12 protein-coding genes are annotated in these 19834 nt (G+C 50.5%); 10 read left to right on the top strand and 2 right to left on the bottom strand.

What is annotated here, in order from left to right:
• Nucleotides 1-3: 3 nt before the first annotated feature.
• Nucleotides 4-945, bottom strand: coding sequence for a DUF4837 family protein (locus tag NQ518_RS13395; RefSeq protein ID WP_227207812.1), 942 nt, complete (start codon nt 943-945; stop codon nt 4-6).
• On the bottom strand, nt 942-1973 hold the full coding sequence (gene rlmN / locus NQ518_RS13390) for a dual-specificity RNA methyltransferase RlmN (RefSeq protein WP_227207810.1): 1032 nt from the start codon (nt 1971-1973) through the stop codon (nt 942-944). The genes NQ518_RS13395 and rlmN overlap by 4 nt, the downstream gene beginning before the upstream one ends.
• Nucleotides 1974-2989: 1016 nt before the next feature.
• Between rlmN and NQ518_RS13385 the strand changes: the two genes are divergently transcribed.
• From NQ518_RS13385 to NQ518_RS13340, 10 genes are all read left to right on the top strand, one after another.
• Nucleotides 2990-6784, top strand: coding sequence for a DUF4922 domain-containing protein (locus NQ518_RS13385; RefSeq protein ID WP_227961474.1), 3795 nt, complete (start codon nt 2990-2992; stop codon nt 6782-6784).
• A 228-nt stretch (nt 6785-7012) separates the two neighbouring features.
• A complete protein-coding gene (locus tag NQ518_RS13380; protein ID WP_227961476.1) occupies nt 7013-8356 on the top strand; it encodes an MFS transporter in 1344 nt (447 codons plus the stop codon).
• A gap of 137 nt (nt 8357-8493) precedes the next feature.
• Nucleotides 8494-9042: an RNA polymerase sigma-70 factor gene (locus NQ518_RS13375; protein WP_227961478.1), complete on the top strand. Its 549-nt coding sequence runs from the start codon at nt 8494-8496 to the stop codon at nt 9040-9042.
• Between the two features lie 36 nt (nt 9043-9078).
• A complete protein-coding gene (locus NQ518_RS13370) occupies nt 9079-10062 on the top strand; it encodes a FecR family protein (RefSeq protein WP_227961479.1) in 984 nt (327 codons plus the stop codon).
• 215 nt (nt 10063-10277) lie between these two features.
• The gene (locus NQ518_RS13365) at nt 10278-13625 is read left to right on the top strand and encodes a SusC/RagA family TonB-linked outer membrane protein (protein WP_227961481.1); all 3348 of its coding nucleotides are present in this window, start codon (nt 10278-10280) and stop codon (nt 13623-13625) included.
• 15 nt (nt 13626-13640) lie between these two features.
• Nucleotides 13641-15401: a SusD/RagB family nutrient-binding outer membrane lipoprotein gene (locus NQ518_RS13360; protein ID WP_227207799.1), complete on the top strand. Its 1761-nt coding sequence runs from the start codon at nt 13641-13643 to the stop codon at nt 15399-15401.
• 34 nt (nt 15402-15435) lie between these two features.
• Nucleotides 15436-16455: a glycoside hydrolase family 18 gene (locus NQ518_RS13355; protein WP_227207797.1), complete on the top strand. Its 1020-nt coding sequence runs from the start codon at nt 15436-15438 to the stop codon at nt 16453-16455.
• On the top strand, nt 16452-17651 hold the full coding sequence (locus NQ518_RS13350; protein WP_227207795.1) for a DUF1735 and LamG domain-containing protein: 1200 nt from the start codon (nt 16452-16454) through the stop codon (nt 17649-17651). Before NQ518_RS13355 ends, NQ518_RS13350 begins: the two co-directional genes overlap by 4 nt.
• Nucleotides 17652-17925: 274 nt before the next feature.
• Nucleotides 17926-18825, top strand: coding sequence for a FimB/Mfa2 family fimbrial subunit (locus NQ518_RS13345; protein ID WP_227207793.1), 900 nt, complete (start codon nt 17926-17928; stop codon nt 18823-18825).
• A 97-nt stretch (nt 18826-18922) separates the two neighbouring features.
• Nucleotides 18923-19831 (top strand): phosphate acyltransferase, encoded by a 909-nt coding sequence (locus NQ518_RS13340; protein WP_227207791.1) that lies wholly within the window; start codon nt 18923-18925, stop codon nt 19829-19831.
• Nucleotides 19832-19834: the final 3 nt, after the last annotated feature.

The following is a 19834-nucleotide window of genomic DNA, read 5'->3' as shown; positions in this document are numbered from 1 at the left end:
TCTTTATTTTCGTTTCACGGTCAGCAGTACCGCTTCCATCTCACGCATCTTGTTGCGTTTGTCCATTTCAGGCGCATAGACGAAGGCATCGAGTACCAGTGACTTACCGGCTACGCTGTCTTTGACGACGCGTCTCACCAACGGACCGCCCATGGCGTCGCCCACCATCTCCCACAGTCCGCACTGCAGCTGGCATGACTGTCTGCCGATTCTGACGTTTTCTTGTGTCATGGAGCGGGCCATGGTGCGCATGTACATGCGGTCGGTCTCGCCTTTCATGTTCGCCTTCAGCACGCTGTCCATGCGTTCAGGAGGTTGATTATCAATTCCGCTGAGGGTATAAACGCACAAATTCTGCATGCCCTGCGCCGCATTGTTTGACACCCAGAGGAAGTCTTTGCCCACCTTGTGGTAGGTCATGTCCGCAGGCAGCAGCACGGTATGGTGGAACATCGAGTCGATAAGCCTTCCACCTCGCACGGAATGCTTTCGCTGGAGCTGGAGAATGGCCGACAGATATTCGTTGGTCACCAGCAGCTGCCTCACTCGTTGTTGGTTCGTGGCGATGAATTGCTTCAGGTCGTTGGCCGACCCCACGTCAACATATACCATCAATTGCGGCTGCGCATGGCGGTCACGTTCGATGTGGAGCGAGGGTTTTCCAAGCCATTTTCGGTTTTGCCTCACCACCACGACATTGCGCGCCAGCAACAGCTTTCCCTTGAACCGAGCAGGCTCAACCTGCCGAACGTCGAACATTGGTTCGCGCTGTGGCAGTGCCGGCATCGGCACCGACAACATGTGGCTCACCAAACTGTCGGCATCGCCAACCACCAAAACCTCGTAAGGGTTCGCCGAGGCAGCGGGCAGCGGACGTTCCTGCTGCCGGCAGGCTGTTAAGAGCAGCATGGCAGCAAGGGCAACTACCCAACGAAGCCTGCTCATGCGCCAGCTTTTTTAGCCGTACTCAACAGGCCACAGGCTGCGAAGATGTCCTGCCCACGACTGGCTCGGATGGTGGTGAATACGCCATGCGACGTGAGGTAGTTGCGAAAGTTTTCCATCTTCTGCTCGTCGGCACCTTTCAATGGCACGTTCGGAATCTGATGGAAGCGTATCAAGTTGACGCGGCAATCCAGCCCATGCAGTAGGTCGATGATTCTGCGGGCGTGCATCGCCGTGTCGTTCAGTCCGCCAAAGACGATGTATTCGAACGACAACCGGCGTTGGTGAGCAAAGTCGTAGCCGCGCAATAGGTCAACAATCTGCTCGATGGGCAAGCCTTTCTCGGCGGGCATCAGCATGCTGCGCTGCTCGGGCAGAGCCGAATGCAGACTGATGGCCACATGGCAATCGCTCTCATCCAGAAAGCGTTTCAGCTTGCCTTTCACGCCCACACTACTCACAGTGATGCGCTTGGGGCTCCAGGCATAGCCGTAATCGGCGGTCATCACCTGTGTCACCCTCAGCACGTTGTCCAAATTATCCATCGGCTCACCCTGCCCCATGAACACGATGTTGGTCAGCCTGTCACGTTCGGGCAGTGAGTACACCTGGTTGAGGATATCGGCATAGGTCAGATTACCTTCAAAGCCCTGCTTGCCAGTCTGACAGAACAGGCAGTTCATCTTGCATCCCACCTGACAGGACACGCACAGGGTGGCACGGTCGTCATCGGGGATGAACACGGTCTCGACAAACTTTCCCGAGGCGGTTGGAAACAGATATTTGATGGTTCCGTCTTTCGAATACTGCGCATCGATGTGCGCCATGCAGCCAATTTCATATTCTTTGGCCAGCCGTTCACGGTTCGACTTAGAGATGTTCGTCATCTCGTCAATACTCGTCACCTGCCGCTGGTAGAGCCATTTAGCCATCTGTCCGCCAGCGAACGAAGGCATTCCCAAAGCCTGAGCAACCTCTTTGAGCTCGCTCAGCGTCATTCCCAACAGCTTTTTCTTACCAGTTTCCATTTTTGATCTTGTTTGTTAAATCGCCACCTGCCCTTTGCCGAAGACAGGCTTCGCCGCTGCAAAGTTAGCAAAACTTGCTTTGCATTCTGCTCGCACTATCTTTGCAAAGGTACACAAAAAGCCTGGAACATCCTACACCTAATATATAAAAACGAAAATTACAACCCTGATTCACGCAAAAAATCTGCTGTTTCTGCGAATTTTGCGTGACTAAACAGCCAAAGAATAAATTCTGCCAAAGATGAAAAAGCGAAGATGGCAGATGTTGGATGATTATACCACCCTACAAATGAAACCTTTATTTATGTGGAAAGCGATATACCAAAACCCTACAAATTGTCCTTATTTTTTATCAGATTTATGGTCAAAATCGCCCCATAAAAAAGCACATTCTAGAAAAAATCAATAGGCTTACCAGACACAAAAGAACGATTTGAGAGGCCTGAAAAAATCGTTTTCAACTTCAAAAGGAGCATTTTATCGGCTAAAAAACATTTTTATTGACGCACAACAAGCATGCTATTGAGGTACAAAAGCATGTGAATTGAATGCCAATAGCTTTGCTTTTGTCGAAAAAGTGCGTGAATAGCAGAGGACGAGCAAGGACAAGTTCGCATAAGAACCTGACTATCAATAATATCCTAAAATCACTCATATTTCTCGTATTTGCGTCTTACTACCCGTCTGGTGGCAAAAACGCAAAATATGGAAGGGTTGCTTGTCAAGATTATTCATCATCCAACACGATGATGGTTGGCATATTCTCGACGCCAACTTATCACTTCTTTGATAGTCAGAAAGGCGGACGATAAAAAAGTAGGTTGTTCATTTCTTTTTGTGGGCTTTTTGCACTATCTTTGCATAAAACAGGCAGCACCTCAGCAATTCAAACGCGATTTGACTGCTTTCGGTTTGCGCTGTTTTTGCATAAGATAGGCTGCGGCTCAACAATTACAAACAAGAGCACAAGCTTATCTCGCTCAGAAACCAAATCCGTTCATGTAAAAACCAAAATAATGAGAGAAAAAATAGACTGCTTCCTACCGTGCGACGACATCGCCGTGATGGAAAACACCCTCCACGACTTGCGACAGAGCAAGTGTGTACGACAAATTTATCTGATGGTTTCGGAACAGTTCACACAGGAAAACGAAGTTCCCCACGACTGTTCACTGGTTCGTATCAACCGCCTCACGTCATCTGAAACGATGAGGAAAATGGCTCAATTGGCTACTGCCGATTATATCCTGCTCAGCAGGAAGGCCACACCATTCACGCTGGGATTTCATGCCATGGACCGGTGGCTGCGCGTGGCGGTCGACGCTGATGCCACCTGCGTGTACAGCGACCACTACATCAGTGCGGACGGAAAGCGGCAGCCGCATCCCGTGATTGATTACCAGGAGGGGAGCATCCGAGATGATTTTGATTTCGGACAGCTGCTGTTGCTGAAGACAGAGACCTGCAAGGCATTCGCAGAACAAGCCGACAGGGACGATTACTTGTATGCCGGATTCTACGACCTGCGCCTCTTTCTCAGCACGCAAGGTACCATATTCCACCTCGACGAAATGCTTTATACCGAGCAACAGGTAGACAACCGACTGAGCGGAGAGAAGCAGTTTGACTATGTGGACCCGAACAATCGGGAGGCACAAACGGAGATGGAAAGAGCAGCCACGGCTCACCTGACCGCACTGGGTGCCAAGATAGACACTACGGCATATAACCGACCTGATTTTAAAGAGCAGGACTTCGAGTTTGAAGCTTCGGTAATTATCCCTGTTTTCAACCGCGAAAAGACAATTTCTGATGCCATCAAGTCGGCATTCGCACAACAAACGACATTTCCTTTCAACGTAATCGTGGTAGACAACCATTCAACAGATGACACCACCCGTATCGTAGAGGAATTGACTCGCACTCACCAACGACTGATTCATCTTATTCCCGAGCGTACCGACCTGGGCATCGGCGGTTGCTGGAACATGGCCGTGAACGACGAACGCTGTGGACGGTTTGCCGTACAGTTGGACAGCGACGACCTGTATTCGTCGCCCCAAACGCTGCAACGCTTAATAAACGCCTTCTATGAGCAAGGAGCTGCCATGATGATAGGCAGCTACCGCCTGTGCGACTTCAATCTGCAAACAATACCACCAGGCCTTATCAGTCACAGCGAATGGACAGATGATAATGGCCCAAACAATGCTCTTCGCATTAATGGGCTTGGAGCGCCAAGAGCCTTTTTCACACCTTTGTTACGACAGATACAGGTACCCAACACCAGCTATGGCGAAGACTATGCGCTGGGACTGCTCTTCTCACGCAAATACAAGATTGGGCGTATCTTCGAAGAGTTGTATCTCTGTCGGCGATGGAATGGCAACAGCGACCATGATTTGAGCGTGGAGAAACAGAACCGGAACAACCAATACAAAGATCGACTGCGCACATTGGAGATTCAGGCACGACGACAAATGGTGAGCGGAAAGAGTGAAAGCATAGTAGAGAGCCAGTTGCACCGGTTCACCAACCGCCAACTGGAGGTTTGGGAAAGTGCCCATCAGCGGTTCAGAGAACTCAAACAAGTAGAGACCCGACAGCTGCTTTTGGGCGACAACAGCTTCACCATTCAGTTAAATCCAGCACGAATGGTGTCAACGGGTGCAAAGATTGACCACAAATCGTTGGCCGCTCGCCCTTGCTTCCTCTGCGAGAAAAACCGACCGGAAGAGCAGATGACGAAGACGATTGACCAGGATTTTGAATTGCTCATCAATCCTTTCCCCATCCTACCCGAACATTATACCATCCCACTTCGGAGGCATGAACCCCAACAAATAGCCCCGCATTATGCGGAAATATACAAGCTGCTGGATTACTTTCCCGAGCTGATGGTGTTCTACAACGGTCCGCGCTGTGGCGCATCGGCTCCCGATCATGCCCATTTCCAAGGCGGCAGCAGCGGCATCCTGCCTCTTCAGCAGGCATGGCAACGGCTTTCACACTCCTTAGAGCCTGTGATATCGCTGAGTGAAGACGACCAGCTGGCAGTGGTCAAGGCATATCCGTGCCACGCCTTCGCCATCAAGTGCCGCTCAGCCAAGGCAGGTGAAAAGCTCTTCCGCGAACTGTATCGGGCCCTTCCCCTGCACGAAGGGGAAACGGAACCCATGATGAACATCGTGGCTTGGCGGCAGGATGAAGACTACATTTCGGTAGTATTCCCCAGAAAGAAACACCGTCCCGACTGCTACTTCGCCGAGGGGGCAGACCAAATGCTCATCAGTCCCGGTGCCTTAGACATGGCCGGACTGATTATCACGCCTCGGAAAGAAGACTTTGAACGGCTCACGGCCGCACAACTCGAGCACATTCTGTGCGAGATGAGCATCTCCCAGCAGGACATGCAACAGGTGTTAGACCGCCTGGCGAAAGCCTCAAACGCCAATCAGCCTACCTTCGCCACCATAGAGAATCATCAGGAACCCAGTGTATCGGTAGGAATTGTCAGTGCAGAGGAGATACGTTTCACGCTCAACAAGCCCTATTTGGCCAAAGGAGAGGTGGTGTCGGGCGAACAAACGGTGCGCTTCCACGAAGGCGGTATTGGTTGGAACGGTAACACCTACCGTGAGTTGACGTTCACGCCCCATCAAGCTGACGCGTCGTTCACGCTCGACGACGTGACCATCGGCATCAACTTCCACTGGGAACGCAAAGAGTCGCAGACCTTCCCAGGCGTGCTGCGCCTCATCGTGGACAGCGAAAAGATATGCGCCATCAACGAGCTGCCGGTAGAAACCTACCTCGAGAGTGTCATCTCCAGCGAGATGAGCGCCACGGCCTCGCTTGAACTACTGAAGGCACATGCCGTCATCTCACGCAGTTGGCTGCTGGCTCAGATGGAGAAACGCCGCAACCTGAAGGAGTCGGCAAACAGCTTCTTCTCGTTCATTCGGAAAGACGACGAGTTGATTAAGTGGTACGACCGAGAAGATCACACGCTCTTCGACGTGTGCGCAGACGACCACTGTCAGCGATATCAGGGCATCACAAAGGAAACAAGTCCCAACGTGGCCACCGCCATTCGCCGCACACGAGGGCAGATTTTGCTGTCGGAGGGCGAGATATGCGATGCCCGCTTCAGCAAATGTTGTGGCGGCATCAGCGAAGAATACGAATATTGCTGGGAAGATGAGCATAAACCTTATCTGGAAGCCATACGCGACAACCATCAACAACTGGAAGGTAAAGCCGAGCCTCTCCTCGACCTGACGGTGGAGAAAAATGCCGAGAAATGGATACGCTCGGCACCCGAAGCCTTCTGCAACACCACTGACAAAAAGATTCTCTCGCAGGTATTGAACGACTATGACCAAGAGACAGCCGACTTCTATCGATGGAAAGTGAGCTACACCCAAACGGAGCTGAAAGCGCTCATTGAGCAGAAGACGAACATGACTTTTGGCGATATCCTGGACTTGGTGCCGCTGAAGCGAGGCAAGAGCGGGCGCATATCCCGCCTAAAAATCGTTGGCAGCGAACTGACCTTCACCATAGGCAAGGAATTGGAGATAAGAAGAACACTGTCAGAATCGCACTTGTATAGTTCGGCCTTCGTGGTTGACAAGGAGGATGTGGTTGATGGCGTTCCCCAAAGGTTTGTCCTCACCGGAGCCGGATGGGGTCACGGCGTTGGACTTTGTCAGATTGGCGCCGCCGTAATGGGTGAAGATGGATATGGCTACGATGAGATTTTAACCCACTATTACCACCACGCTACCATCGAAAAACTGTACGAATAACAGGGAGTAAACGGGAGTGAATGGAAGTAAGCCGGAGTTAGTAGGAGTTAGTGGGAGTTAATTGGGGTTAGCAGTCAAATGCCTGTTTGGTAGGGAAACATCACTAACCCCCCGCTGCGTCAGCCTATATAATATAAGGTAACGTCCGATAACTCCAGTTAACTCCCACTAACTCCCCTTAACTCCCAATAAGAATTACCAGATACGAATAGCTCCAATCAACTCGAGATGATAAAGATCAGCCATCACCTATTCAACTCTCCCCTGAACCTCAACCACGAAGTCAAGGTTCCCTGGAAGTGGATGCCAACGTTGTACCTCTTCAAGGGGCTCACGTTTGTGATGCTGTTCTATTTTCCACTCGTGATTTTCAAGCGAATGGGAGTCGACAACGGAGCGGCAACTTTCTTTATTGCCTGGTTGATGTTGCCCGTCGCCATGCGTCCCGTACTGTCAATTTTCGTGCAGACGGGCCACCGCAACCGCCTATGGATACTGCTTTCTGAAGCGCTGATTGTCCTCTCCATGGCTGGCATGGCGTATACTCTGAATGGCACTTGCTGGTTGGAAGGCAGCCTCATGTGCCTCGGGGTGATGGCCTTTGCGCATGTTTTTCACGACATCGCCATCGACAAATTCAGTCTACAGGCCATCAAGCACCACCGCACCTCGTCCCTTCGACTCTTCAAGCTGACGTTCTACCAATTGTCCATGCTGGTGGTACTGGGCATCACCGTGATGATAGGCGGCAACCTCGAGGTGATAACTCGGAACATACGCAGTTCATGGAGCACGGCATGTTACTGCCTCAGCGGTTTCCTTGCCGTCGTTTTGCTGTGGCACATCTTCATGATTCCACAGTCGGGCGCCGCTGACAGAGAGCGAAAGATACGAGTGTCCGACATGTTCTACGCCTGCCTGAACACCAGTGCCGACCTCATCCGAACCCCGAGTTCGTGGCCAGGCATTCTCTTCCTGAGCATGTTTCTACTACCCTGTACGTTGCTCACGCCCGTTTCCATCCAGTTCATGCTCGACTTAGGAAGCAGTGGCGGACTTGCACTGTCGCCTCAAGAGTTTGGCTATGTACAAGGAACGGTAGCCGTCTTCGGCCTCATCATCGGTGGCATGCTGGGCATCTGGCTTCTTCGAAAAGTCGCATTCGGCAATGCACTCCCCCTCATGGCGTTTGCCACATGCATTCCCCCACTCTTCTACATTTATCTCAGCTATGCTCTACCCACGAACATTGGCTGGATAGCGTGCTGCGCATTCATCAATCAAATGGCCTGTGGATTCGGCTTATGCGCCTATATGCATTATCTTGTTTATTACAGTGAGGTAAAACGAGTGTCCACCTATGCCCTGTGCATGTCGCTGGCCACGGTGTCTGCGATGATTCCCATGATGCTCTCCGGCTCGCTTCAGCAAGCCCTTGGCTATCGTCGCTTTTTCATTCTCACCACTCTTTTGGGCATCTGTACCCTCATCACATCAGCTCTGGTGATGGTGGATAAAGAACTGACGGAGGAGGAAAACAAGCCAACAGAAAAGAAAACCATCCGGCAATGAGTACCTGATACGATATTTTCCGAACACAAATATTGTAAGAACAGAAAAAACCATGTAAGTTTGCACCAGCTTCTTGTGCCATTGAGGTTGGTTCGAGAAAGTAAATTTGTCTACACTGACGTAATCTAACGTATGAAATGACATTATCTGAATACCGCTTATATTTCAGACAGTTTTACCCGTCGTTGCTGCTCTACGCCACCCGGCTGCTGGTTCATGATGGCATGGAGGACGTTGTTCAGGACGCGTTTGTTGATCTGTGGCACCGACGCAATGCGATGGACGATGCGGCCCATATCAAGTCGTTCCTCTATCGGGCCGTGTACACCAAGTCACTCAATGTCATCAAGCACAGAAATGTGGTGAACGGCTATGCTGCCGAGTGTAGTGCCCTGGAGGCGATGCGACTGGCGTACTACGACCCCGGCAGCAATCAGGTTGACATGGACTTGGAGAATCAAGAGCTGCGGGAGAAGATTGACGCGGCCATTGATGAGCTGCCCGACAAGCGCAGGCAGATATTCAGGATGAGCTATCTGCACGGCATGAGCAATAAGGATATAGCCCAGGTCATGGACATCTCCGTGCGCACGGTCGAGGCGCAGCTCTACAAAGCTTTGAGGTTTCTGCGGCACCGCCTGGAGCGTCTCGTGCTGTTGCTGGTGTTAATGTTTGTTTTTGGGTAAGTTGTTTTGGCTGCCCAGTTGTATTATAATAAAGGAATGGAAGAGATAAGCAACAAAATACTCAAGAATTACCTCCTTGGCAAGTGCTCGCCACGGGAGATGGAGCGGCTCACGGCCTGGGCGCGCGAGTCGGACGAGCATGCCCGGTGGCTGTTCAGGATGACCGATGCCTACCACGCCTACCGCGCGTCACATCAAGTTGACGAGGCTCATGTGCAGCGGGCCGAGCTGGACTTGCTGAATCGCATTGCCAAGGAAGAGAAGTCAAGAAGACATAGAAACGGCGTGAGGTGGGCGATGTATGCCGCCGCCGCTGTTCTTGCCGCCCTGTTCGTCATGACTGGCCTGCACTATTGGGGAGACCGGGAGGAGATGGTACGGGTCGTGGCTCTCGACGGCGTGCGACATGTGCTGCTGCCAGACAGCAGCGAGGTGTGGCTCAATGCCCATTCCACTCTTCGGTACCCCAGGCATTTCAGCGACGATGGCCGGCAGCTGGAGCTGGATGGCGAGGCTTACTTTGAGGTGAGGCCTGATGCCGACAGGCCGTTTGTGGTGAGGAATGAGTTCCTTACCACCCGCGTGTTGGGAACAAGGTTCAACTTCAGTACCCGTGCCACGGACAATACGGCCGAAGTGACCCTGCTGTCGGGAAAGGTGAGGGTGAGCGGCAACCATGGCGAGGGAATGATCACCCTGCGTCCCGACCAGCGGGTCATCCTCGACAAAGCCAGCCGCAGCATGGAGATTGTGCAGACCTATGCGCCCGTGTCGGCCGCATGGCACAACAAAGTTATTCCCTTTACCAACATGCGCATTGACGAGATTGTCAAGGCACTTGAGGAATACTATGACGTGCGCATTGACATCTCGCCCCGCCTGCAGAACAGGGCAACCTATACGGGCGTCATCAACTGCCGGCCAACGGTTGACTCGGTGCTGGCCGACCTGTCGTACTCCGTTCCGTTTACGTTCCACCGAAAGAACGGGCGCTTGGTTCTCGTAGCAAAACAACCTTGACGCCAGTGCCATCCAGGCACAGGCAAACAATCAAACCAATCAATATCAAGAAGCAAGGAGAATGGCGTGCCGTTCTCCTTGTTCGCGCAATAAAGCATTTTTTCTTGCACCGGAGTAAGTACCTTGCAGGTATCAGTTGTAATAGTAATGTAACAACAATCAAACTGGGCAAGGCTCCGGAAGCCGGCCTAAGTCTTAACTCTAATCAATTCATAATGAACAAACATTGCTATGAAAGAGGATCCATGCTACGCAGGATTGTCTTATCCGCGGTTCTCTTAGGCTTGCCGCTGCAATGGGCAAGCGCACAGATTAATCTGACTTCGGAGCGAACAAAGTTGGAGAACATCGTGAAGAGAATCAAATCACAGTCAAAGTACCGTTTTTTCTACAACGACTCGCTCGGTTCGGTTCGGGTGAATGCCGTTAAGCTGAGCAACGTACCCTTGACAACCGCCTTGGACAAGTTGTTCGCCGGAACGGGCGTGAAGTACCACATCTCGGGAGATGTCATCTATCTAACGCTTCAACAGAAGCCCCTCAAGACCAAACCGGCACCAGCCAATGCCAAGCCTCATGTCATTTCGGGCGTGGTGACCGATGCCAATGGTGAGCCGCTCATCGGCGTGAGCGTTCTTGAGAAGGGCACAGGCCAGGGTGTGGTGACCGATATCAACGGTCACTATTCATTCGAGTCGAAGAGCGACCAACCTCTACTCGAGTTCTCGTACATAGGCTATGCCTCACAAACCGTCAAACCTGGCGACCGCTCCAGCATCAACGTGCAGCTGATGGAAGCTGGCCAGGAACTCAATGAGGTAGTGGTGACCGCCTTGGGTATCAAGCGCGAAGAGAAGGCACTGAGCTACAACGTGCAGAAACTGGGCGGCTCAGACTTCGCCTTGAAGGAGGCCAGTGTGGCCAATGCCTTGAACGGTAAGGTGGCAGGTGTGGTTATCTCGCAGTCGGCATCGGGCATCGGTGGTTCCACCAAGGTGGTGATGCGAGGTGACAAGTCGGTCAATCCAGACGGCAACAACAACGCGCTTTATGTTTTGGACGGCATTCCGCTCCCCGACCTCTTTCCGCGTAAAGGCTCGGCATCCAATGGTCAGTATGGCGGTGTGGACGACGGCGATGGCATTTCAAACATCAACATGGAGGACATTGCCGAAGTCACCGTGTTGACTGGTCCGTCGGCAGCTGCCCTGTATGGCGGTCAGGCTGCCAATGGCGTGGTGATGCTGACGACCAAGAGAGGAGGATTGAAAGATGGAAAGCCGCGCATCAGCTTCTCCAACTTTACCGACTTCTATCGGCCTTTCCTGCTTCCAAAGCTACAGAACCGTTATGGAAGCCGCAGCAACGAGTTCAGCAGCTGGGGACCACGCTTGCAGAATGAGGCCAACTACAACCCTGCCGATTTCTTTCAGACAGGAGCCAGCGTCTCGAACACTGTTGGCATACAGTTCGGTAACGAAAAGAACAGCACTTATTTGTCGCTGTCGGCCTACAACGCCCATGGAGTGATACATAACAACAAGATGAACCGCTACAACGTTTCGTACAATGGTATGTATTCCATCGGTGACAAGCTGAGCCTTGGTGCCACGCTGATGTACATTGATAAAACCGCACAGAACATGCTCTCGCAGGGAGAATATTACAATCCTATCGTTCCCATCTACCTCTTTCCACGAGGCGACCAGATAGAAAAGTACAGGTCGTATGAGCGTTATGATGCCAGCAGGGGCTTCCCTTTGCAGTTCTGGCCTTACGGAGATCAGAAGCGGTCTATTCAGAATCCATACTGGATTACCCACCGCAATTTCAATATCAACCACAACGAACGTATTATTTTGGGGGGAAGCCTTAAGTACGATATCCTTGACTGGCTCAATGCAACGGTACGGTTCAGAACCGACCGCAACACCAAGGTCAATGAAATCAAGAACTACGCTTCGACACTTCCTTTGCTTACATCGGCATCTGACAAGGGGTCTTACCTGTTGGCTACCGATAAGTCTACGCAGGATTATGGTGACCTGATAGTCAATCTTCATAAAAACTTCAATCATTGGGGGATGGTGATCAATGCCGGTGGCAGTTTTAAGAACACCAGTTTCAACTATACAGCCAACTCCAACAAACTTGAGTTTGGTGCGCCCTTGGCCACTGTTCCCAACAAGTTCACCCTGAACAACCTCACACCAGAACCTCAATACCAGGAGGGAAAATCCATCAAGACACAGGCTCTGTTTGTGAGTGCATCGTTCGATTACAAGCGTTGCATATTCTTGGATGTCACGGGGCGCAACGAATGGACTTCGTTGTTGGCCAATACCTCCAGCAAGAGCATATTCTATCCATCGGTGGGTATGTCGTTCATCCTAACCGAATGGCTCAAGGCACCCAAGTCGGTGCTGTCGTTCTCCAAGTTACGCCTGTCGTATGCCAAGGTGGGTAACGTGCCGGTTTCATTGGCAGGCATCACCGTACCGTCCTATCCCATCAGTCCTGGCGGAGGCGTGAGCATCAATCCAGACCTGCCCATCAACAACCTGAAGTTCGAACAGACCAAATCGTTCGAGATTGGTCTCAACTCACGTTTCCTGAACAACAAGATTGGCGTGGACATCACTTGGTATCACGCCAACACCTACGACCAGCTCTTCAAGTTCAGAGCGCCCGAGAGCAGCGGCTACAGCAACTTCTATGTAAATGCCGGAAAGGTGAGCAACCGCGGTATTGAGGCGATGGTAGATGCCGACCTGACATTTGGAAAACTCTTGTACAAACCCGTGCTGACCTTTACCTTCAACCGTAACCGTATCGAGGAGTTGGTGCGCAACGTGTCCAATCCTATCACGGGCGAACCCATGAACGTAGACCATTTTGACTTAGGTGGTCTGTCCTCTTTCAGAAACTACATCAATGAGGGCGGCTCTATCGGTGACTTTTATGTGAATCATCTGGTTAAAGACTTGAACGGATATACCTATGTCAATCCCAACAACATGCAGATGGCTATCGACAACACCAATCTGATATATGGCGGCAACACGTCTCCCCGGTATTCCGTGAGCCTGCGTAACAGTTTCCAGTACGAGGGTTTCAACCTCTCGTTCTTGATTGACGGTCGCATAGGAGGCAGAGTGGTGTCGGTTACGCAAGCCGTACTCGACGCTTATGGCGCATCCGAGCGCAGCGCTTTGGCAAGAGATCGCGGCGGTGTAAGCGTGAATGGAATGATGATGGATGCCGAAACCTACTATCGGCAGATAGGAGGAGGATCGGGTGTGTTGTCCAACTATGTGTACGATGCCACCAACATCCGTCTGAGAGAGGTGTCACTGGGCTATACCTTCTCCAACAAATGGTTTGGCAATGTCATCAAAGACCTCACGATTTCGGTGACGGGTCGCAATCTCTGGATGATCTACAACAAAGCACCTTTTGACCCACAACTCACATCATCGGTCGGAACGTTCTATCAGGGAGTTGACTATTTCCTGATGCCGAGTTTGAGAAGTTTCGGTGCCAGTATCAAATTTTCTTTATAAAAACAAGCAACAACTATGTATAATTTCAATATAAGTGCAAAGAACACATGGACATCGCTTCTGCTGTCCGTTGTGATGCTCTCCTCTTGCACAAGCGATTTCCTGTCTACCAATACAGATCCCAATGCGGCAAACGAGGAAGATTTGCTGCATGACAATTTGGGCATGGGGTCGCTGATCACACAGATGGAGTATCAGATATACCCCTGTGTCACAAAAGCACAGAACGTGGATGTGAACAATTACCAGAAGATGTATTCATTGGCTGGTGACATATTCTCGGGATTCATGGGCGTTTCCAATACGTTTGACAACAGCGGAATGAACAACGCCACCTACAAGATGGAGCCACGGTGGTGCAATGCGGCTTACAGCGTGGCTTACCAGAATTACATGATACCGTGGTACAGGCTATCCTTGAAGAAAGAACTCGTGCCTACCACCTTTGCCGTAGGGCAGATATTGAAAGTGCTGGGCATGCACCGCATAACCGACATGTACGGACCGATACCGTATAAGGACTTCAAGCCTTCGTCAGACATTGCTTTCACGGCACAGAACGAGATATACGACCTCTTTTTCAATGAACTGGACGAGGCGGCGGCAATCCTTGCAGATTTCGTGAAGACCAACCCAGACGCACGTCCGTTGGCAGCCTACGACAAGGTATATGCCGGCGATTTCACCAAGTGGATTAAGTTGGCTCATTCACTAAAGCTTCGCTTGGCCATGCGCATTGTATATGCCGATGCGGCCAAAGCACAGGCTAAGGCTGAAGAAGCCATACGGGCTGGCGTCATGGAAGGAAACGACGACAATGCCTTGATTCGCGTAAACGGTGCCTCCACCGTCAATCCGCTGTACATGATTTGCCATTCGTACAACGACAGTAGGTTGGGTGCCACGTTGGAAACCTACCTGAAAGGATACAAGGACCCACGCCTCGGGTTACTGTTCGAGCCGTCTGAGGTATCTGGCGCGAAAGACTACAACGGAGTGAGGACTGGTATCTACATGACCGGCAACGAATACAAGGTGTGCTCCAAACTGAATGTCACAGCATCAACGCCCATTCAGCTCATGACAGCTGCTGAGGTATACTTCCTGAAAGCAGAGGCTGCCTTGCGTGGATGGCAGACTGGTGGCAGCGCACAGCAGTTATATGAACAAGGCGTGCGCACGGCATTTGACCAGCCTTTGGGAGCATCGCAGGCAAAGGCAGGCAGTGCCGATGAGTACCTCAAAGGTACAACTACGCCCGTTCCATACAAAGACTTGTTGGACTCATACAACAGTGTTACCACTTATGGACTTTGCTCAGTGGCTTGGAACCATCATGTACAGATTGATGATAATGATGGTGATGATGAAGGTGGTGACGACCCTGGTGACTATCCAGATGATGGTGATGACAATGGCGGCATAGACGACGGTGGTGAGATAACGCCAGCCATGTTACCATTCGGAGGAGCTGACAGCGAGGAGTTGCTGGAGAAAATCATCACACAGAAATACATCGCCCTTTATCCTGATGGACAGGAAGCTTGGAGCGAATTTAGGCGGACAGGCTATCCACGCGTGATTCCAGTGGACATGAATATGAGCATGGGCAGTATCGACTCTAAGAAACAGGTGGCCAGGTTGCCCTATCCAGTGAACATCAAGAGCGACTTCCCTGCCTCTTACCAACATGGACTATCCTTGCTACAAGGTGCCGACAATGGCGGAACTAAGCTGTGGTGGGACAAGAAAGCAGATAAGAAATATCAAAAATAAGTAACATCCATCAACATCGTAAATTATTCAAAAAATGAAAATAAAAAGTTTTATTGGCATCTTGGCTTCACTGTTCTGCCTGGTGGCATGTGAGGAATGGACTGAGCCAGAACCGAAAGCGTTGGACGATACATCCTTCCACTCTCTGACACCCGAGCAGGAGAAAGACCTGATTGCGTACAAGAATTCTGACCATAAAATTTTCTTTGCATGGTACAATTACTCACCAGCCACGCCATCAATGCAGACTCGGCTGACAGGCATTCCCGACAGTATCGACATTGTGTCGTTTTTTACGGGATATGTGAACAACGAACAAAACAGGAATGACGTAAAATTCCTGCAAGAGCATAGAGGGACAAAGGTGCTGGTCACCATGTGGCCTGAACATTATTTCAGTAAGACTGGGGAGGGATCGGAAAACTTGGACTCCATGAAAATTTATGCTAAGAACCTGGCTGACTCCATTTTTCACTGGGGACTTGATGGATTTGACCTTGACTATGAGCCATGGTTTGGCGGCGACCAATACAGCAAGGAGATGATGCGCACCTTCATAGATGAGCTGAGCCAGTATCTTGGTCCCAAGTGCAAGGAGCAGTACAAGGTGAACGGCAAGCACAAACTATTGGTGGTTGACGGTCAATGGCTGGATGAGGAATATGCTGACAGGTTCGATTATTTCATTGGACAGGCCTACAGCTCAATCTCACCGCGACAACTGAAAAACCGCCTCAAGGGAGGTTGGAGCGATTATGGAAAGGGCTTTCCCAACGAGAAACGTATCTTGTGCGAGTGGACCAGCAAGGTGGGTAACTCCTTCGGGCATGGTGGCGTAGACTTCCATGAGGACGGCAAGGTGATACCGAGCTTGTGGGGTATGGCCAAGTTTGCCGTTGACAACAATCTTGCTGGCTGTGGCGTATATGTGTTGCAGTTTGCTTACGCAGAAGGCAACCATCTCAACAAGCCTGTACCGCCCAACAATTACTTCTATGTAAGAGAGGCTATCCAAATTATGAACGGTAACAAGAACAATAAAAAACAAGAATGATGAGACATACGATAAAAACAATCTGCTATCTGTCCACAGTCTGCTTGTTGGGTTTGATGGCCTGTACAGATGACGTAGACGTAGACGCTGTTTACATTACGGCAGCAGAAAAGACACCCGTTACCACTTTCTCGGTGAAACAGCAGGGCGATGCCATGGGACTGACCATATCGAGTGCCTTGAAGGTGGAAGAAGATGTTAGTACTGAACTGGCTATAGACAACAGCTTGGTGGAGACATACAACAGCATGCACGGTGAGAATTACCAGTCATTGCCAGAGGGCACGTTTGCATTATCGCAAACAACGCTGACCATCAAGAAAGGTGGCTATCGTTCAGAAAGCACCAGTCTGCAAGTAAGCAAGCTGGAGAACCTGAAGAAAGGCATGAACTACTTGCTGCCTGTGAGGATGACAAGCAAGAACAAACGCTACCCACAACTTCCTGGCAGTGACGTACTTTATGTTGTTGTGAACAGAACCCTTCTGATGAATGTACCGAGGCTTAATGGAAGTAATTGTTTCAAGGTGACTTTCAAGGACAATGATGTCAGCAGACTTCAGAACCTGGATGCCTTTACGCTCGAGGCTCGAGTGTGCTTGTGGGAGATGCCGAAATACTATGGAGGCAACCTGATGGGCATTCTAGGCTTTCCCGAAAACTCGAACGATGAGAAAAGCGCATGGCTGTTCGTGGATGGAACACCCGACCGTGTCGGTGGCGAGGGCAACGTGCCTGTGTTCATGTTTGGCTTGAAGCAATGGGATGTCTATGCGGGGCGTTTGGGCTTCAGCATCGCCAAGAACGAGTGGTACCACATCGCAGGCGTGTTTGCCAACAACAAACTGTCGCTCTATATAGACGGAATCCTCTTTGCCGAGGCCGACTACGCTAAGAAAGTGTCATTTACCAACAACTTCTATATCGGTGCCGCACCTGGCGTACAGAATGGTTTCTATCTCAAAGGATCGGTGAATGAATGTAGGTTCTGGACTCGAGCTTTAACACCGCAAGAACTGAAAAACCCATTGCATCAGTGTTTCGTTGAAACCAACAGCAAGGGATTGGAAGGTTACTGGAAGCTGGACGATGGTACTGACGAGTGCAAAGACTACACTGGCCACGGACACACCGCCCATAAGGATGGTTATGGCGAGATAACTTGGCAGAAAGAAGTACCATGCCCCTTCCATTGATAGAATGAAGGAAGAAAATTGAAAAGAGAGGCGACTGCATTTGTGCAGCTTGCCTCTCATTTTTTCATAGTTGATGCAAAACAGACGTAATGAGTTAGATTCATCTGCAAAAGAATGAGAGATAAAAGTCCAAGGTAAAAAGAAAAACAAGACGAGAACATGGGTAACCGGTTTCGATGCACAAAAAAAATTTTGAGGTTATCCTTTTTTGTAGTAACTTAGCACCTGATAATAACATCGAACGATATAACCAACTTACACCCAACTACCAACCATGAAGAAAACAATGAAAATGCTGGCAACCGCCCTGTTGCTATCTGCCATCTGCCTGTCGGCATGTGAAAAGCCATCTCTAGCAGAAGAGACAAACACCGAGGAACAAGAAGCAAAAGACTTGTTTCACCTTTCTTTCCATGTCGCCCAATTCGAACACATTCCTTTCAACCAAGCCGTAGACATGTCGCGTGCCACCGATGTCAAGCAGGTTTGCACGCGTATCAGCTTGGCCTTGTTCAAGGATGGCGTGAAAGTAAAGAACATTCACCAAGATACGAAGGACACCCACTTCGGTCAGATTGACGTCACACTGCCAGCAGGAACTTACCAAGTGGTCGCTATTGCCCACAGTGGCAGCGGGTCGGCCACCATCACATCGCCCGAAGAGATTTCATTTGCCAAGAACAAGATGACCGACACCTTTTATTATTGTCAAGAGGTAACGGTTGGAGGCAATGCGTCTTACCAACTCGAAATGAAGCGTGCCGTAGCCATGTTCAGACTGGTAACCACCGATGCCATACCAACAGCGGTCAAAACCATGAAGTTCTATTACACGGGCGGCAGCTCAACATTCAACGCGATGACAGGCGTTGGTGCGAAAAACTCTCGCCAGACCGAAGAACGCACCGTGACAGATGCACAGCATGCTGCATCTGGACAGTTTGACGTATACACCTTTCCGCACACGCCCTCGGATGTGTTGAAGATCACGGTATCTGCATTAAACGCATCTGGCGATGTCATTACCGAGCACACTTTCGAAGAGGTTCCCGTCAAAGTAAATGAGATCACGCAATACAAAGGCTCGTTCTTTCAAGGCACCACACCGGCAGATGCCAATGTCTTTTCCTTTTCCGTCCAAGACGAATGGACGAAGAAAGAATACAATTATTAATCGTAACCCTTCAAGAAGGATATTTTTATAGCTCAACCAGACAGGTTTTTGGAAAGATTTATCTACCTTTGGCCCAGCTTTCCAAAAAGAGGATACTATGTCGTCTATTCGAAATTTCAAAGACATGGCCAGTCAGCTGGCCCAAAGAGGTGTACGAAAAAGAACAGCGGTTATCTGTGCAACCGACGAATCAACACAGCAGTCGGTCGCCATGGCCATCCAGCAAGGATGGATGGAAGCAGTCATGATTGGCTGCACCGACCAGGTTAAACAAAGCCAACCCTTGATGGCATGCTCGCAACATCTATCGTTTATAGAAGCTGAGAATGATCAAGAAGCAGCCGAAAAGGCCGTAGCAATGGTCAAGGAAGGCACGGTAGACCTCATTATGAAAGGCCTCATCAGCACGGATGTTGTCATCCGAGCCATCCTCGACAAAGAGAAAGGCATCTTACCCGCAGGAAACGTGCTCACCCATGTAACCGCCGCATCCATTCCCGACTATCACAAACTGCTGTTCTTCACCGACGCTGCGGTGATACCTTACCCCACACAAGAACAGCGTTACATGCAAATCAAGTATATTACACAGCTTTGTCATCAGTTTGGCATCAGCCAACCCAAGGTGGCCCTGATACACTGCTCAGAGAAGGTCAACGCCAAACATTTTCCATTCACTGCCGGTTACGCCAGTTTGATAGAGCAAGCGAAAGCCGGAGACTTCGGACCTTGCATCGTAGACGGCCCGCTCGATTTGAAGGTGGCCTGCAACTTGCACAGCATGCAGGTCAAACGCATCGATTCACCCATACAGGGATCGGCCGACGCATTGGTATTCCCGGACATTGAAGCTGGCAACTTGTTCTACAAAACCATTACACTGTTTGCCCATGGCGAAACGGCTTGCATGCTGCAAGGCACCCAATGCCCCGTCGTCCTCCCGTCAAGAGGCGATGATGTCATGTCCAAATTCAACAGTCTGGCGTTGGCCTGCCTCCATTGTTAGCAC

Source organism: Hoylesella buccalis ATCC 35310, assembly GCF_025151385.1.
Classification (GTDB): Bacteria; Bacteroidota; Bacteroidia; order Bacteroidales; family Bacteroidaceae; genus Prevotella; species Prevotella buccalis.
Note: the sequence above shows the minus strand (reverse complement) of the source record. Positions and strands in the feature narration are given on the sequence as shown.

Excerpts from the sequence above, each read along its gene's own strand:
- NQ518_RS13395 (WP_227207812.1), bottom strand. The coding sequence starts at position 945 with ATGAGCAGGCTTCGTTGGGTAGTTGCCCTTGCTGCCATGCTGCTCTTA.
- rlmN (WP_227207810.1), bottom strand. The coding sequence starts at position 1,973 with ATGGAAACTGGTAAGAAAAAGCTGTTGGGAATGACGCTGAGCGAGCTC.
- NQ518_RS13385 (WP_227961474.1), top strand. The coding sequence starts at position 2,990 with ATGAGAGAAAAAATAGACTGCTTCCTACCGTGCGACGACATCGCCGTG.
- NQ518_RS13380 (WP_227961476.1), top strand. The coding sequence starts at position 7,013 with ATGATAAAGATCAGCCATCACCTATTCAACTCTCCCCTGAACCTCAAC.
- NQ518_RS13375 (WP_227961478.1), top strand. The coding sequence starts at position 8,494 with ATGACATTATCTGAATACCGCTTATATTTCAGACAGTTTTACCCGTCG.
- NQ518_RS13370 (WP_227961479.1), top strand. The coding sequence starts at position 9,079 with ATGGAAGAGATAAGCAACAAAATACTCAAGAATTACCTCCTTGGCAAG.
- NQ518_RS13365 (WP_227961481.1), top strand. The coding sequence starts at position 10,278 with ATGAACAAACATTGCTATGAAAGAGGATCCATGCTACGCAGGATTGTC.
- NQ518_RS13360 (WP_227207799.1), top strand. The coding sequence starts at position 13,641 with ATGTATAATTTCAATATAAGTGCAAAGAACACATGGACATCGCTTCTG.
- NQ518_RS13355 (WP_227207797.1), top strand. The coding sequence starts at position 15,436 with ATGAAAATAAAAAGTTTTATTGGCATCTTGGCTTCACTGTTCTGCCTG.
- NQ518_RS13350 (WP_227207795.1), top strand. The coding sequence starts at position 16,452 with ATGATGAGACATACGATAAAAACAATCTGCTATCTGTCCACAGTCTGC.
- NQ518_RS13345 (WP_227207793.1), top strand. The coding sequence starts at position 17,926 with ATGAAGAAAACAATGAAAATGCTGGCAACCGCCCTGTTGCTATCTGCC.
- NQ518_RS13340 (WP_227207791.1), top strand. The coding sequence starts at position 18,923 with ATGTCGTCTATTCGAAATTTCAAAGACATGGCCAGTCAGCTGGCCCAA.